This window comes from Bacillus kalamii (genome assembly GCF_047238185.1).
Taxonomy (GTDB): Bacteria; Bacillota; Bacilli; order Bacillales; family DSM-1321; genus Bacillus_AD.
This window is the reverse complement of sequence record NZ_JBDFMI010000003.1, coordinates 28,234-42,420: the sequence shown is the minus strand read 5'-3', so window position 1 is coordinate 42,420 and position 14,187 is coordinate 28,234. Positions and strand designations below refer to the sequence as shown.

The window sequence follows — 14,187 nt, the reverse complement described above, 5'->3', positions numbered from 1 at the left end:
AACGAGGAGGACGAACCAATGAACATTTTAGAAACAATCCAATTAAATAAATATTATGGTCAAGGAGAAAATGAAGTACGAGCTATTGATCAGGCAAATCTTCAAGTAAATGAAGGAGAATTTGTAGCTATTGTAGGAAAATCTGGTTCTGGAAAAAGTACATTGCTGCATTTATTAGGCGGTCTGGATTATCCAACATCGGGGAAGGTAATGATTGCAGGTAAAGATGTTTATCAACTAAAGGAAGAGGAACTAGCGGTATTTCGCCGTCGGAAAATCGGCTTCATCTTTCAGGCGTTCAATTTATTACCTGCTTTAAACGTTTGGGAGAATGTTGTACTACCAATAGGATTAGATGGGCAAAAAGTAGATGAGCCGTTTATTAATGAACTTCTACACACAATAGGCTTAGATGAGAAAAAAGAAGCAATGCCAAATACTCTTTCAGGTGGTCAACAGCAACGCGTGGCAATTGCTCGTGCCCTAGCATCAAGACCTGCTATGATTTTGGCAGATGAACCAACAGGAAACCTAGATACGAAAACGAGCGGAGAAGTCATGAGCTTACTTAAAATGTCAGCCAAAAAATTTGGACAAACCTTAGTTGTCATTACGCATGATGAAAGCATTGCGCAAATGGCAGATCGCACAATCATTATTGAAGATGGTAAAGTGATTAAAGGTGGTGTTTTAAATGAAACAGCTCACAAGCATCGTAATTAATAACTTAAAAGCAAATAAATCAAAGAGTATTTTAATTGTTGTAGCGATCGTTTTAACAACTCTTCTTCTATCATCGGTCGGCATTATCACAAGTCATTTCGCCCAAAATTATAAATATGAAGCTATTCGAAATGCCGGAGATGCACACGCTTTTTTTAAGAAAGTAGATGAAAAAGAATTAGCTGTTATTAAAAATCACCGTGAAATAGAGCGGTATGGTGTAAGTAGTGTCATTGGGATGTTAAAGCTTGGTGAGAGTAAAGCAATTATCGGCTATGTCGATTCAAACAACTTCAAGATGAACAACAGTGTATTGGAAAGTGGCACACTACCTAATAAGAAAAATGAAATAGTATTAAATAAGGAGCTACTACAGCAATTAGGCTATCCTGTCAAAGTTGGACAGACGATTTCAATTGAATACATAAATAGAGAGACCGATCAAAAAGTAGCAGAAAATTTTGTTGTCAGCGGCATTAGAGAGCGAAATAAATCGGAACAAGCGTATAATAGTTCTTCTATTTATGTATCGGAAGCGTACTTTAAGGAAGCTATTAAAAAACCTAATTACACTGCAACTATCTTCATTAAAGGTGAAAATCAAATGTCCAAGGATGACATTGAATTTAGTATCAATCAGATGGCAGCTAAAATGGGTATTAAGAAATATGATATCGTCATGAATGATGGCTATTTAGATAATTTCAAACCAGATAGTTCATTATTTATAGGAGCTTTTGTTATTGGTAGTATCGTTATTTTAACAGGTGTACTTGTAATTTATAGTATTTTCTATGTAGCGATTGTGCAACGAATCCAAGAATTTGGGAAGCTTCGAGCAATTGGAGCAACAAAGAAACAAATTAAGAAAATATTGCTTCGTGAAGGTATGCTATTATCGTGTATTGGTATTCCAATTGGTATGTTACTCGGTTGGGGTGTGAGCGAAATCATTCTTTCACAATTAGATTTTGCGAGTGATAGTGTAAACAAGTTTACTAGTACGATTATTTTGGTAGCTGTGTTGATTGTTAGTCTCATTACAGTTCTATTATCTATATTAAAGCCAATGAAGATGGCTTCAAAGGTTTCGCCAATTGAAGCGATTCGTTATCAGGCTACCAATAGGGAAAAGCAGAAAACGAGAAAAGGTCATAAAAATATTACTTTGTTCAATTTAATGACAACATCTCTATGGAGAAATAAAAAACGAACATATATGACGATTATTTCTCTTTCTTTCAGCGGTATTTTATTCATGATTATGGCAACCATTTTAAGTGGTATGAACTTAGATGATTTTACTCGTCAATCCTTCTATAGTGATTACAAAGTAGAAGTAGAATATGAGTTGGGTGCAGAGCAATCATACAATGAAGCGCAGCTGAATAATCCGTTAACGGGTAATTTCATTGATCAAATAGAGGATTTAAAAGGCGTTAAAAAAATTGATAAACTCAAAAGCGGTCTAGTTGTTTATCAAAACGAAAAAAAGTTAGATTTATATGGTGAAACAGGACCAACTGAATTTAATTTGGATGGTATGCCATATAAGCGATTGGAAGAGTTAAAAGACTTGCTTATTTCAGGTGATATTAACAAGCAAGCATTGGTAGAGAATAATGGAATTATTATTGGGCATAAAGCTTTAGCGGAGAATCTTCAAGTAAAGGTTGGAGATCAAATTCAATTAACGGTGCTAGATGGTAAGCGTAAATACGAAGAAACGTTTACTATTCAAGGTATTTTAGACTCACACCAATGGCTAATAGTAGATAATCAGCTTCTTAACAAATTATATAAGACCAATACAAATCAAACACTAGAAATTTTTGTGGATAAAAAACAAGAAGAAGATGTCGGAGCTGCTATTAAATCGATATCTGATCAAGATAATCGTTTAGAATATAGCACGTATAAAGATGCCTATAAAAGTACAGAGTTTCTATATTCTACTATGAGATTAATAGGTCTTAGCTTAGTGAGCATCATCGGTTTAATTAGCTTTGTGAATTTAATTAATACAATGATTACAAGTGTTATAACTCGTAAAAAAGAGCTAGGTGTACTGCAAGCAATTGGTATGTCTAATAAACAATTATTAAAAATGCTTCAATTAGAGGGTATTGTATACACGATTTGTACGTTAGTTTCTTCTTTAGGTCTGGGAAGTATAGGCGGTTATATTGCATTCCTTCTTCTGAAAGAAAGTGGAGCGAGCTTTACAAATGTTTATTCGTATCCAACAGGTGCAGCTATCCTTCTAATAGTAGCTGTTGTGATCGTTCAATTTATTCTTTCATTTTCTGTTACGAAGAACTTTACGAAGGACTCTTTAGTCGATCGAGTTCGATATAGTGAATAAAGAGAAAAATAAAGGTAGTTAGCATATTAAAGGCAATCTCTATTTGGAGATTGTCTTTTAACGCTGTCTAACCTTACACCTGCTGGGCTCGAGTCATAAGCCAATCTATTTTTGAAGAAGATGTACAAGGAAGAAAATGCTTTTCAAAAGGACCGGTGCCGGTTTTTCTATCTGTCTAACCTTAAACTTGCCACGCTTTGGATTCTTGGATTTTTTCTTTTAGGGAGTTAATTTAGGAATCTTTTTTAATAGAAAAACGGAAGAATGATTGATTTTTTCACCTTGTTGAAGCCAACGAAGAAAGCCTTTTTTCGCTACTGTATACGTGGGACTGTAATCATACCAGTCGATCAAAGCTTCTTTCCATTCATGAACAGAGTGCAGTACACTTGAATAGTCTAAGATTTATTTCTATTACTCAGGAAAAGGATGACTTTATTTGATCTATATTTATAATGACTATGGGGGAACACATATTTTAAATCGGTGTTATTGAGTATTTTAACTCCGGCAGTGAGAGTATTAGTATAGCTACAGTTTCGGTAGGTTTGTTGAACAATGGTTTTGTATATAAGGAAAGCCTTTTTTATGAGAGAGAGAAAAGAATTATTGTATGCAATATCCTTTTACAAGGTTATAAACCTAAGCTGTTTCAGAATTAGAATAAAAACAGGGAGGATTCTTGCAACAAGGAGTTCTCTCTATTTTTATTATAAGAAATAATCTTGTATAAGGTTACAGCAGATTTGGACTTAATATGTATGTATAGAAATAGAATAAAAAGAGGATATAGAAGGAGGAAGATTGATGATTAACTTAATGAGTGAGTATATGCTAAAAAATGTAACTTTGAAAAATCGTGTGATGATGTCACCCATGTGTCAATTTTCTGCTACTGGGAAGGATGGTATGCCGACGGATTGGCATTTCTCATTCTTCTGTTTAAAGAAGCCGCTATACGTGCAGTTGATGCAGGTTTTGATTTAATTGAACTACATGGCGCACACGGATACTTAATACATCAGTTTTTATCTCCGTATACCAATAAGCGCGAGGATGAATATGGCCAAGAAAGAACAAGGTTTGGCGTGGAAGTAATAAAGGCAATAAAATGTGTTATCCCTACTGATATGCCATTGCTTATGCGCATTTCCGGAACCGAGTATGTAAAGGGAGGGTACACTATAGAGGATGTAATTACTTTTTCTAAAGTATTTAAAGCTGCTGGTGTAGATGCTTTTGACGTTAGTTCTGGTGGTGAAGGACCTATAGACGCAGCTGGTAAACCTGGAGTTCATGAAGGTTACCAAGTACCACTTGCTAAGAGAATAAAAGATGATCTTCAAGTTCCTGTAATTGCTGTTGGTAGGCTAAGTAATGTAACTTTAGCAAATTCAGTGATTTGTAACAATGATGCTGATATAGTTGCAATAGGACATGGCTTATTAGCAAACCCTTATTGGACTTTACAAGCAGCTTCACATTTAAAATTAAATAATTTTATCCCTAGACAGTATAGTACAGCATTTTAAGATTATTGTTTATATGGAATGGTTAACCAATTCGCCCAAAAGCGTGGCCGATAGTACGGCTAACTCAAGAAAACAAAGGAAGTCAGCCGCTATAGTCAGTCCTCTTGATGAACATCCCTTGTAAACGCGAATATAAAGCGGTAAAATGAAGATAATAAGAAAAGACGAAGTGCGTGAACACTCCGTCAGACAGCCGTCACAAGGCAGCAGTCACTCAAAAATATATGTTATTTCCAAGATTTCCGACCGTGCTTGTGGCGAGCGTTACGGGCGGATTTCTTTTTGTCTTTTTCTGCATATAATCGTGAAAAAATGAATGTGGTAACTGCGCTTGCAATACCTTTCACGGCCGCTTTTAAAAGTTCCAATAGAATGTCCATTGCTATCACCTCCCGTCCCTGAAGAATATCGGAACGAGAGAGTGACCCCGCCTCGTAACAACTGCTATCCCAATTATAACATTGAATTAAGAAAATAAACGTGTGATACAGGATTTCTTACATATTGAACTGTTTTATCATTTTTTTCTCTGGGCCGTTATACGACTGCCAATGAACAGATTAAAGGGGCACTAAAAGTTAAAAGTGTGTTTTTAAAAATACTGGGCTGTTGTGGCTATTGGGAACAATGTGGGTTAAGGATAGTAATTAATCGATGCTTTATCGGAGTTTGGATCAGTAACTGAACTTTTTTGACGAATCCTTTTTTGCTGGTTTATTAGTTACCGTTAGAATAGGTTTTTTTACTTCCAAAGGAGACCAATGAGAAATTGATTTCTCATTGGTTATTTTCAATCAAATATAGTTGATGAGCATATTGCAGAATCCGATAGAATAAATGCAATAGGGAGGAATGCTTTTGCTGGAAAATAAATATGAAGAGTTTGTTATTTTATCCTTTTTTTTTCTGGATTTCGGACATCTATAAAAATTCACCTAAAATATTTGATTCTTCCCAAGTGTGAATCGCATGTTGTTCTCGTTCCATATGCTTCTGCAAGTAGATCATTGTTGTTTCAAGCTTCTCGTGTCCAAGAGAACGAGAAATTTTATATATGTCAGCTGAACTCATGTAACTAATGATAGCAAACGTATGCCGAAAAACGTGAGTGCTTATATTGATTTTCGTGTCAGCAATAATAGACAAGCCGCTATCTTTCACCATTTTCGTGATGTATTGTGAAAGATAGCTGGGTGAGTAGCCTTTACCCGTACTTGTAGTGAATAAATACTCTTCAGGAGCTGCATCTTTTATTTCCTTTAATCCTCTGGCCTGACGGAATGCACGAATACTATCCATTACTTTATCTTTAATTGGCGCTTCTCTTCTTTTATTTCCTTTTCCTAATATATCGAAGTAATACATACTTGTACTGCTATCGTAATGAATGTCTTTAATTTTTAAGCGGCATAGTTCTTCATTCCGAATACCGGTTGTCACCAGCACATGAATAAGCCCAAACATAACTGGATGATTAATCTTCTTATAATAGGTAAGTAGTTCAATCACTTCTTTCGGACCTAAGTCTCTGTTCGGTCTATCGTCCTTTCGAACAGTGGCCAATTTCAGACCTTCATGAATTGGTGTTTTAATATATCCCGTCTCATACAAAAATTTAAGGAAATGGCGAAGAATTGTTGTTTTTCGAGATAGAGTTGCTGCTGAATAAGGGCCTTTCTTCAAAACATAAGGACTTTTTGTAGCTAGCCACTCCTGGTATTTCCGTATATGCCTTTTCTCCAGTGATTTAAAGAGAGAACCATCTACAATACATTCTATATCTATTCCTATATCATTTGAAAACTCCAATACATGTTGAATGAAGAAGAGTAATTCCTTTTTATATTCCGCTCGTGTTCTATCCGACTTATCATGTTGTTTATTTAGATGATCTTGCTTGTATAAATAATATTGAATTATTTCTACGTCGGAAAAATCTGCAAAGGGGACTTCACGAGATTTTTCCGCTTCATCTAATTTCATTTGCAAAGATTCAAAGGCAGTAGTGTCACTTAACTGTTTTTTTAGTTCTTGTAGTAGCAACTCATCTGTCTTAGAAACCAAATCATTCATATTTTCACATCCTTGAATAATAAATAAAAGACAAACATATGTAAGGTTGAATATTTGAAAAATCTTTTATCATGTCATATTGAATATATAAATCAACTAAATATATATTTTTATAATTACTAGAGTAAAAATGAAAATAATATAAGTTATAATTTGCTTAAAAAATCTTTCTCTTTCTTTTTAAATATATAATAACTATTTTCAAATTTTCATTGTATAGTACATACCATTATAACAAAGTCTCAGATAATCTGAATCTAAAAACAACATAAAAAAATGTTCCCTTTGTTTATGTTAGTATTTATATAATCAATTATTAGATTCTGGAATTGTGTAACCTAATTATGATTTATTATATTTTCTTATTAAATATTATTTTTTAGGAATCGAAAAATAATCATAAATAAGGTTAAATATTTATATTTGTGGATTAATACTATTTGAATAAGTAAAACAAAATAATTTTCAGTTTTATTATTTGATGATATTTACTTATAGTAGGTTATTTTGAGGATACATATTATACAATTGCACGTTTTTGTATAAATAATATGAATTATAGGTTAAAATTTATATAGTATCAGTAATAATAAATAAAAAGGTGATGTTATGAACAACGACAACCAACAGGTAAAGGGAATAGAAGATACATGGTATACTAAAGCGGAAATTATGCACTTGTTAGATATTTCCTCTTCTACTGTGTATCATTACTACAAGCAAGGTAAATTAACTAAAATAGAAGATCCTCATCGCCTTTTTAAAGAGGCGCGTTATAAAAAAGAAGATGTAGAGGCTTTACTTGACTATAAAAATAAAACGAAGAAAAAAGAAATGACTCCCAGTCAAGTTGCAGCTAAATTAGGTATTTCTCTTCAAACGGTTTATAAATATATTGCGGAAGGGATTATTGAATCTACCGAAATTCCTTTTGGTGATGAACGAATTGCACACTCTATTTCTGAAGATTCATTTCAGAAAGCACGTAAGATGTTACAAAATAATAAGCCCTATAAAGCTCGACTAAAAGATTTCTATAATAAAAAGAAAGACATCACACATTTTCAATTGTTTTATTCTGAAATCATTGGTCAAGCTAGAGTAATGAGGGACCAGGAACAAAATTGGCTTTTCCTCCTTTTACATTCGGGTGACGTAATACCTTATGAAAAAGGAATAAAAGAATATCAATTAAGTGCTGCCTATCATATTCATCACTCTGCAGTCGATTACAAGGGTTATTGCCAAATAAATCTTCCCAAGTCACATAAGGATTTTTATAAAGTGATTGATTATCTCTTAGAATACTGGGGGATAGAAAACTGTAAATATAGAGATTTAGGAGAAGAAGTGGAGATTTTTATAGACAGTGGTATAAAACCGTTTAATAATTCATTCCAAGTTTCTAACATCCTGTCCTTCATAAAACAAGGAGAGTGGATCGTGGAAGACCACATGTTAATTATTAAAAGTGCATATAGAAAAACCAGTTTTGAATTACCTGTAGAGATGTTAGATAAGATTAAAGCACATGCAGATGAACATCACATCACTATGAGCATGTCTATAGAACAATTACTTAAAAAAGTCTTATAGAAAAGAATATGTGCAGTTTGCTGCTGGCCGATTTCTGTTTTACTGGCATGCTCATTCTAAGAGGGAATAGGTATAAATAAAGCTATCGTTAAAAACGATAGCTTTTTATATGCTGTTAACATCTAATTCAAAGAGTTTGATGCAATTATTCGTCTTTTTCTGACTGTCATATACTTTTTCAAATTGGGTTATTTCTTCTACTTGTTCTGAAAGCTTTTTTCTTATCTTTGACCATTAGTTTTGATCAGCCTCAATACTTAGTATTACTGGCTGGAAAATTTGTGGTCAGTACTCGAAAGTTTTGAATAAGGAAACTGATTTTTAGAAGTAAGGGGAATTGAATTTACATGGTAGGGAATTTTCCATCAACAAAAAAAGAACCGACCTATGTCAGTTCTGATCCTAAGCTAAAGCACCCGATAGTTTAAGTGTAATATTTCACAAGTTCACCAAAATACTTAGTCAATTCAATCAACATTACCATACTGAATCCTCAATTCTTGTTCAACACTCATTCATCTAAAACTTATTTAAATCCCATTAAATCCTTTACTTTATTAGTATTGTCAAGGGAAGTTAACATTTCAAGTAGTTTAAACGCCACTTCAAACGCCGTACCTGGATTAGATGAAGTAATGATATTTTCATCACATACAATTCGTTCTTTAGTTATTTGAACACCATATTGCTCTAACTGTACTAAACGTTGGCTTGTAGGATGATTGTAAGTTGTCGCCTTTCGATTATTTAATACGCCACTATGCGCAATCATTAAAGAAGCGACACAAATTGAGGCAATTGGTTTTTTGTGTGTATCGAAATGCTGGATCACTTTTTGAAAACATTCACTAAAAGCATCTTCATAAAATCCTGCTTCTTCAAATCCTCCTGGAATCGCCAAAGCATCAAAATCATTTAGATTAAGTTCCTCTAGCTGCTGTTCAGGTGTTACGAAGAAATTCCAAGTACATTGTATCTGCGGATGAATACCAGCCGTTACTACTTCTGTCGAACCATCTCCCTCCCATTTATTCCAGCCAAGTACATCTGTAAAGACACTTGCTTCTACTGCCTCAAACCCATTTGCTAACAATAATAAAATTTTCGCCATAAGTACTTCCTCCCTTAACAGTAGTTTATAAAAAGATGAGAAAACATTACATATAACGAGATAAGTATTTTTATTGAATGACTTATTTATTTCTTTAAAAAGTTTTATAATACTTTATAAAAAAAGGTAGGATATTTAATGGATTCTATTGATTATGAAATTCTAAGACATCTCCAACTAAACGCTAAAACTTCGATGAAAGAGCTGGCTTCTTATGTACATTTATCAGCACCAGCGGTCGCTGAAAGAGTTAAAAAGCTAGAAGAACAAAATGTAATTGAAGGATATTACACGAAGGTAAATTTAAAATCCTTTAATCGGTCAATTGTTGCGTTAATTCTTTTTAAATCATCTGATTGCAAAAAGCTCTCTCAATTTTGCCATTCACACCCCGATGTACTTGAATGCTACAGAGTAGCTGGCGAAATCAGTTATATTGTAAAAATAGCGACAATCTCTATTGAAACTTTAGAAGAGTTTATTGACCAAGCAATGCCATATGGAACGCCTTCAACGAATATTGTCTTATCTGGATACGAAAATAATCCTTTGTTGTTAAAAGAGATAGAATCTTAAAAAATCCTATGCCACTAACCTGCACCGATAGTGCCATAACAAAAAAAGAAGCTGAACGTCTCAGCTCCTTTAATGAAGTAATGCCCCCGTTTGTTTAAGTGTGTTAATTCACAAACTCTGTTGATATTTCCACAAACGTTTCATTCATTACAGGAATGCAGCCGAGTTAGCAGCATAACAAAAGGAACTGCGAGGTGTCGCTCACAGTTCCTTAATTCATTAATGTACTCGTTTGCTTTATGTGTAGACTTTCACAAATTGTATTGTTTTTTCTCTTAAAGACGTTCACGCTCTATTGAATATAATCCTATGTATTACTTATTAAAAGCATGAACATATTTGGGATATACAAACTTTATAAATATAAAAAGATTGATAATTCCAATGACACCAAATAGAATTTTTGCAAATGTTACTGAAGGGAATAATAGTGCAATGCCATTCATGTCTCCACCACCAAAAAAGCCACTTAATATGGATAAATAAATACAATCGCTGAATAACATTGTTAATGTTATATAGTAAAATACAGACTTTCCTAGTTTGGACGTTATCTTAACAATCTGTCCAATAAAAATAACCAATAAATAACCAAGTGCAAGAGTAGCCAATACACCACCAAGATTAAATAGAATAAATTGATTTTCAGATAAAGCTGCCTTATCAATGACAATCTGCATCCCTAGCCCCATAAACTTTATATGTTCAAATACTTTGTAGAACAAACTCAATAAAAGGTGAGCTCCTTCATGAAATATGAAATACGCTATCACTGCAATTAAAAGACTAAAATACTGTCTAAATGTCTTACTAGTACTATGCATGATATAACCTCCTAAGTTGACTTATTTTGTATGAGAATCAGAAAATAATTTTCATTCTTCCTTTGGTACAGGAGAGGAAATAATAGAAATATTTCGTTCTTTCCGTTCGTTCTGCGGTGTGAATTCCAGATATTTTTTTATCACATCATAAATATCCACCTTAAATTGTTCAAACTCATCATCAGATAAGAGCAATGTATTTTTGGAAAGAAAAATTTTATCCTCAACAGGGTTTGTACTTGAGGTTTTAAAATAGTCATTAAAATCAAAAAACAACTTCAAAAGAAACGATAAAACAGCTTTATCTATCTGATTCTCCTGTGTATTTATCATTTCATAATTAAAAGCATATTCACGTTCGTATGTACCACGAACTTTTTCTTCCTTCACCACAATGAGAACGTTATTTTCACTTAATATTTTTACATGCCGATAAATCGTGGAACGAGGTATATCATCCATGGAATCAGCTATAGAACCTACGGTCATACTTTTACTATTGGCTACAAGCTGAATAATTCTTATTCTGATTGGATGCAAAAAGGTTTCGGATAACATAAATTTCAACTCCTCATATTATTCTTATTTATTATTATATTCTCATTTTTGATAATAGTAAAGTTCAAGAGGTTCCTCCAATAAAAATTCACAAAGTAAATATGATGAAGCTTATCGATATATCACATTTACCTTCGAAGAAGTCTGCTTTCATTGAATTTTAAGTTTTCTTAAATCTAACCCCATTGTCAAAAAATCACTCATTTTCGCTAATCATTTACTTTAGCCCGTTTAACTCAAGTCACTTATTATGTAATAAAACAACATCTTTAAACCTGAAATATAGGCGCATAACACAAAATGCAATATATATATTGCATATGTAATTTATATATGCTAAATTAGTGATATCAACAATGTAATATATATATTACATAAATAAAGTATATGTAACGAATTGTAGGTGTAGGAGGTGTAATTATTGAATAATATAATTATAAAAAACCGTGTGAAGTTAGTAAGATAGAAATGCTAATTTAAATATGTACAGTATTGCTCGAATAAATATGTACAAATTTGATATGAATCTACATACTAATCTTGGGGGGATTAGTATGTACATAACAATGAATATTGATATCGATTTTGAGATTAAAAGTCTTTCAGACTTACCGAAATTCAAACAGATTATGGAGCATATGAAAATGAAAATCAATAAAAGTAAGCTAGCAAAGGAATTGGGTGTGGATCGGCGGACAATTGATAAATATCTAAATGGCTTTATCCCAAAAAGAAAAAGGGAAAAGCCCTCAAAGATTGATCCTTATTATGAAATAATAGCCGCATTGTTATCAGAAGATTCAAAACAGGTATTTTATTACCGTCGTATGCTTTGGCAGTACCTAAAAGACAATCATGGATTGGAATGTGGAGCTTCAACCTTCCGTGCGTATATAGCTCGTACACCTGAATTTAATGCCTACTTTGAAGAGGATAAACGTATTTCTTCACCCAAAGGGACAGTCCGATTTGAAACGCCACCAGGTAAGCAGGCCCAATTAGATTGGAAGGAAAACATTTTATTCGAAACCAAAGAGGGAGAAAAGATAGAAGTCAATGTGGCGGCTTTCATTTTATCAAATTCCAGATTCCGAACATTTCAATTAAGTCTTTCTAAGTCACAGAGTACCTTACTTTCTTTTTTAACAGATACTTTTGAAGCAATTGGCGGAGTTCCAGCTGAAATCCTTACGGATAATATGAAAACGGTAATGGATGAAGCGAGGACTGATTATCAACCTGGGAAAGTGAATGCGAAATTTGATCAGTTTGCGAGGGACTTTGATTTTAAAGTCAAACCATGTATTGCAGGACGACCGAGAACCAAGGGGAAAATTGAATCCACAATGAAACTCCTTGATGAAATTCATGCGTACCAAGGTCAACTGACAATGGAGGAACTTCATCTATTCATACAGGATTTAGGGAATAGAATGAATCACCAGATCCATCAAGGAACGGGGAAAATACCGATTATGGAATTCAAAAAAGAAAGGAACCACTTACTCCAGCTACCAACTGACAAAGTAAGAGATTCCTATCGCATCAAACATACACATGTAAAAGTCAATGCATCAAACATGATTTCCTACAAATCGAATCAATACTCTGTACCACCAGAATATCAAGGAAAAAAAGTAGGCTTACAGGTGTATGATGACTACTTGTGGATTTATTATAACATGAAACTGATCGCCCAACATCCAATTAGTAACGCTAAACTTAATTATCAAGAGGAACATTATAAGGCAAGCTTACTTGTTTCCACCCCTCATTATCCTGAAATCGACGATTTAGCAAAACGGAATTTAGCAACGATTGGAGAAGTGTATAAATAATGAATCCAACTACAAACTATCAACAATTATTATGGAATCTTGACTATCTAAAGTTAAAGCAAATGAGCTTACATTTAAATGAAATCGTAGACTTCAGCGTAAAGCATCAGATGTCATTTATCGACACATTAATCAAGTTGACTGCGTATGAAATAGACATACGGGAGAAAAACATGACGCAATCGATGGTGAAGGTCGCAGCTTTCCCTCATTTTAAGGAGGTGAAAGATTTCGATTTTACCTTTCAAACATCGATTAACCAACAGCAGATTCTAGACTTCCTTACATTGCGTTTTATCGAGGAGAATGAAAATATTGTGTTTTTAGGACCAAGTGGTGTCGGTAAAACCCATTTGGCCACAGCAATAGGGATTGCGGCAGCAAAGAAACGGACGAGTACCTATTTTATTAAGTGCCATGACTTGATTCAAAATTTGAGGAAAGCTCGATTAGAAAATCGGTTAGAGAGCCGTTTGAAGCATTACAGCAAATACAGACTGTTAATCATCGATGAAATCGGTTATTTACCGATTGATCACGAAGACGCTAAGTTGTTTTTCCAGCTGATTGATCGAAGATATGAAAAAAGAAGTACCATCTTAACAACCAATGTGAATTTCAAAGCGTGGGATGAAATATTTCAGGAACCTAAACTGGCCAATGCCATATTAGACCGCATTTTACATCATGCGACAGTTGTGCCTATGATAGGTGATTCATACCGATTAAAGGATCATTTAGCAAAAGAGAACGAGTAATTCTGTACATCCTTATCCAAGCGAAAGTGTACATATTTATGTTGACATTTACAGTAAGAATTGAACAAGATAAACATACACAAGGTGAATTAGCTAAACTAGTCGGTGTAACTAGACAGACTTTGAGTTTGATTGAAGCTCAAAAGTATAATCCTACAATTAAAGTTTGTTTATTAATTTCTAAGTACTTAGAAGTACCTTTAGATCATTTATTTTGGATGGAGGAGTGAGTA

12 protein-coding genes and 1 pseudogene are annotated in these 14,187 nt (G+C 33.6%); 8 read left to right on the top strand and 5 right to left on the bottom strand.

All coding sequences use genetic code 11. From position 1 onward, the window contains the following. Positions 1-18: 18 nt before the first annotated feature. From ABC357_RS17045 to ABC357_RS17035, 3 genes and pseudogenes are all read left to right on the top strand, one after another. On the top strand, positions 19-723 hold the full coding sequence (locus tag ABC357_RS17045; RefSeq protein ID WP_412888806.1) for an ABC transporter ATP-binding protein: 705 nt from the start codon (positions 19-21) through the stop codon (positions 721-723). Further along, positions 695-3,088 carry an ABC transporter permease gene (locus ABC357_RS17040; protein ID WP_412888805.1) on the top strand — a complete coding sequence of 798 codons (2,394 nt, stop codon included), beginning with the start codon at positions 695-697 and terminating at the stop codon, positions 3,086-3,088. The genes ABC357_RS17045 and ABC357_RS17040 overlap by 29 nt, the downstream gene beginning before the upstream one ends. An 807-nt stretch (positions 3,089-3,895) precedes the next feature. Next, positions 3,896-4,620 (top strand): annotated as a pseudogene (locus ABC357_RS17035) (oxidoreductase). Positions 4,621-4,847: 227 nt separating this feature from the next. Here the strand turns inward: ABC357_RS17035 and ABC357_RS17030 are convergent. Both ABC357_RS17030 and ABC357_RS17025 read right to left on the bottom strand, forming a co-directional pair. Next, positions 4,848-5,000 (bottom strand): hypothetical protein, encoded by a 153-nt coding sequence (locus ABC357_RS17030; RefSeq protein ID WP_412888804.1) that lies wholly within the window; start codon positions 4,998-5,000, stop codon positions 4,848-4,850. A gap of 541 nt (positions 5,001-5,541) precedes the next feature. Further along, on the bottom strand, positions 5,542-6,693 hold the full coding sequence (locus ABC357_RS17025; protein WP_412888803.1) for a tyrosine-type recombinase/integrase: 1,152 nt from the start codon (positions 6,691-6,693) through the stop codon (positions 5,542-5,544). 609 nt (positions 6,694-7,302) lie between these two features. Here ABC357_RS17025 and ABC357_RS17020 point away from each other — a divergent pair. Continuing rightward, positions 7,303-8,289, top strand: a complete 987-nt coding sequence (locus tag ABC357_RS17020) for a DNA-binding protein (RefSeq protein WP_412888802.1) — start codon at positions 7,303-7,305, stop codon at positions 8,287-8,289. A 526-nt stretch (positions 8,290-8,815) separates the two neighbouring features. Here ABC357_RS17020 and ABC357_RS17015 read toward each other — a convergent pair. Continuing rightward, a complete protein-coding gene (locus tag ABC357_RS17015) occupies positions 8,816-9,400 on the bottom strand; it encodes a DJ-1/PfpI family protein (RefSeq protein ID WP_412888801.1) in 585 nt (194 codons plus the stop codon). 138 nt (positions 9,401-9,538) lie between these two features. Here ABC357_RS17015 and ABC357_RS17010 point away from each other — a divergent pair, with 138 nt between their 5' ends. Then, complete coding sequence (locus ABC357_RS17010; protein ID WP_412888800.1) at positions 9,539-9,976, top strand: Lrp/AsnC family transcriptional regulator; 438 nt, start codon at positions 9,539-9,541, stop codon at positions 9,974-9,976. Positions 9,977-10,290: 314 nt separating this feature from the next. Here the strand turns inward: ABC357_RS17010 and ABC357_RS17005 are convergent, their stop codons facing one another. Together ABC357_RS17005 and ABC357_RS17000 are read right to left on the bottom strand one after the other, a co-directional pair. After that, on the bottom strand, positions 10,291-10,800 hold the full coding sequence (locus tag ABC357_RS17005) for a hypothetical protein (RefSeq protein ID WP_412888799.1): 510 nt from the start codon (positions 10,798-10,800) through the stop codon (positions 10,291-10,293). A 51-nt stretch (positions 10,801-10,851) separates the two neighbouring features. Then, positions 10,852-11,358: a helix-turn-helix domain-containing protein gene (locus ABC357_RS17000; protein ID WP_412888798.1), complete on the bottom strand. Its 507-nt coding sequence runs from the start codon at positions 11,356-11,358 to the stop codon at positions 10,852-10,854. A 554-nt stretch (positions 11,359-11,912) separates the two neighbouring features. Here ABC357_RS17000 and istA point away from each other — a divergent pair. Genes istA through ABC357_RS16985 form a run of 3 tightly spaced genes read left to right on the top strand, consistent with a single transcriptional unit; the run spans position 11,913 to position 14,184 of the window. Beyond that, a complete protein-coding gene (istA, locus tag ABC357_RS16995) occupies positions 11,913-13,196 on the top strand; it encodes an IS21 family transposase (RefSeq protein WP_412885845.1) in 1,284 nt (427 codons plus the stop codon). Continuing rightward, a complete protein-coding gene (istB, locus tag ABC357_RS16990) occupies positions 13,196-13,954 on the top strand; it encodes an IS21-like element helper ATPase IstB (RefSeq protein ID WP_412885551.1) in 759 nt (252 codons plus the stop codon). Before istA ends, istB begins: the two co-directional genes overlap by 1 nt. Positions 13,955-13,992: 38 nt before the next feature. Then, positions 13,993-14,184, top strand: coding sequence for a helix-turn-helix transcriptional regulator (locus tag ABC357_RS16985; protein WP_412888797.1), 192 nt, complete (start codon positions 13,993-13,995; stop codon positions 14,182-14,184). Positions 14,185-14,187 lie beyond the last annotated feature (3 nt).